3 protein-coding genes are annotated in these 2,488 nt (G+C 69.3%); 1 reads left to right on the plus strand and 2 read right to left on the minus strand.

Annotation, left to right across the window (positions count from 1 at the left end; translation table 11 throughout):
* A partial coding sequence (locus AC1DS3_RS37665; RefSeq protein WP_477129252.1) for a substrate-binding domain-containing protein occupies positions 1-593 on the plus strand: 593 nt, incomplete at its 5' end.
* Positions 594-605: 12 nt separating this feature from the next.
* Here the strand turns inward: AC1DS3_RS37665 and AC1DS3_RS37670 are convergent.
* Together AC1DS3_RS37670 and AC1DS3_RS37675 are read right to left on the minus strand one after the other, a co-directional pair.
* On the minus strand, positions 606-2,123 hold the full coding sequence (locus AC1DS3_RS37670) for a sensor histidine kinase (RefSeq protein WP_477129253.1): 1,518 nt from the start codon (positions 2,121-2,123) through the stop codon (positions 606-608).
* The coding region (locus AC1DS3_RS37675) for a winged helix-turn-helix domain-containing protein (RefSeq protein ID WP_477129254.1) at positions 2,120-2,488 on the minus strand (369 nt) is incomplete at its 5' end. The genes AC1DS3_RS37670 and AC1DS3_RS37675, both read right to left, overlap by 4 nt.

Raw genomic sequence — 2,488 nt, forward strand, 5'->3', positions numbered from 1 at the left:
CGCTGGACGTGATGCTGCCGGCAGCCCGGGTGGTGGACGCGCTGAAGGCCTTTCGCGAGGCATTTCCCACGGTAGCGCTGCACCTGCACATGGAGGCACTTGGCGCCGTGACGCAGATGGTGTTGGACGGCTCCGCCGCCATCGGCGTCAGCGGGCCGCTCGGCGCGGGTGTGGCGGGGATCGAGCGCATCTGGATCGGCGATGTGATGCTGCGGCCGGTTGCGGCGCCAGGTCATCCGTTGGCCAGCGGCAGCCGGAACCTGCCGGGCGCCGGACGGCATCATGTGCAACTGGTGCTGTCGGACCGCTCCGCGCTGACGCACGGCAAGGATTTCGCGGTGATCAGCACGCATACCTGGCGTCTGGGTGATCTTGGCGCCAAGCACATGCTGCTGCGCGAAGGCATCGGCTGGGGCAATATGCCGGTGCCCATGGTGCAGGAAGATCTCGACTCGGGCCGCCTGGTGCTGCTCGACCTGCCCGAAAATCACAGCAACTTCTACCCCTTCGATGCGATCTACCGCACCGACACGCCACCCGGCCCGGCCGCCTCGTGGCTGATCGAACGCTTCGCCGGCCAGGCAGCAGACTGAACCTGCCCGCCGCTAGCGGGCATTGCCGGCGCCGCCGCCCGACACCGGCAGCTCGAAGCGGAACGTGGTACCGCTGCCGGCGCGCTCCACCAGCCGGATCTGGCTGTGATGCAGCTGCAGCATGCGCTGCACGATCAGCAACCCCAGCCCGMCGCCGCGGTGCGCGCCGCCGGCGCTGAAGGGCCGCTGGAACAGGCTCTCGCGCAGTTCCGCGGGAATGCCGGGGCCGGTATCGCTGACGGTGACCGCCACCTTGCCGTCGCGCAGGGCGAGATCGACTTCGATGGCGCCTTCGGCCGGCGTGTGGCGGATCGCGTTATCCAGCAGGTTGGTCAGCACGCGCTCGATCATGCCGAGATCGGCCGTGACGGCGGGCAGGCGCTGCGGGATACCGGCACGCAGCCGCACGTGGCGCGCCTCGGCCGGTAGCTCGAACTTCTGGAACACGTCCTGCACCAGGTCCACCAGCGAAAAATCCTCCAGCGCCGGCTGCACGATGCCGTGCTCCAGCCGCGCCAGCTCAAAGAGCGATTGCGCCAGCCGCCCCACCTTGACGCTTTGCGCCAGCGCGATGGCCAGGTAGCGCTGGCGCTCGGCCTCGCTGAGCGTATCGGCCTTGAGCGACAGCGTTTCCAGGTAGCCGTGCAGCGAGGTCAGCGGCGTGCGCAGGTCATGGGAAATATTGGCAACCAGCTCGCGCCGCTCCTGGTCCTGCTTGGTCAGCGCGCGCCATTGCTCGGCGATGCGGTCCGCCATTTGCGCGAAGGCCGCTTCCAGCGCGACGATTTCATCGCGCGCATTGCCGCACGGCGTGCGCGGCACGCGCGGCTGCKTCTCGGGCGCACCGTCGGCATCAAACCGCCGCATCGCCTCGGTCAGGCGGCGCAGCGGCCGCGTGATGAGGCCGAACGCCATCAGGCCCGCCAGCAACCCCAGCAGCGCCACCAGCCCCATCGACCACAGCGTGGTGCGCAACACCGAGTTGGCGGAGGCGCGCGCCGCCAGCTCGTCATGCGCCTCGCCCAGCAGCACCACGTAGATGTAGCCGGCGGGCTCGGCACCGCCCACGCGTAGTGGCGCGGCGCTAAACACCTTGCGCCCGCCCGCGCTGCGCGGATCGTCCCCAAGGATAGGCAACGGCTCGCCGGCCAGCAGGCGCTGCACCGGCTTCAGGTCGACCTGCTGGCGCTGCAGGTGCCCGGCCGGCGCGTCGTGCCCCTGGATCCGGCCCTGGCTGTCCAGCAGGTACACCTCCACGCTCGGGTTCACCACCATCAGCTGGCCGAACAGGCGGCGCAGCGCATCCGGCTTGAGCCCGTTGGCGTCCATCAGCGACGCATTGCGCGCGATATGGCCGGCCAGCCCGCGCGACAGGTCCTGGATGACTTCCTTCTCGCGCATGTCGTTGGAGCGGACCTGCAGCCACGCGGAGGCGCCGCAGCAGGCCAGCAGCAGCACGGAGAACACCAGGGACAGCCGCTGCGTCAGGGTCAGGCGGCGGCTCAGGTTCAGTCCGAGATCAAGGCTCACGGCGCGCCTCCTTGGGTTCCCGCCGCGAGCTTGTAGCCATGCCCCCACACGGTCAGGATGCGGCTGGGCTGTGCCGGGTCGGCCTCGATCTTGGTGCGCAGCCGGTTGATATGGGTGTTGACGGTATGTTCGTAGCCCTCGTGCTGATAGCCCCAGACAGCGTTGAGCAGGTCCATGCGGGAGAACACCTTGCCGGGATGCCTGGCGAAGAAATACAGCAGGTCGAACTCACGCGGGGTGAGCTCGATGCGCCGGCCGTCCACGCTGGCCTCGCGCGTGAGCGGATCGATCGACAGGCCGCCCAGCTCCAGGCTGCCCGCGTCGATCCGCAGGTCCTTGGCCATGGCATCCACGCGCCGCAGCAG

This window comes from Cupriavidus sp. 01L46 (genome assembly GCF_056399905.1).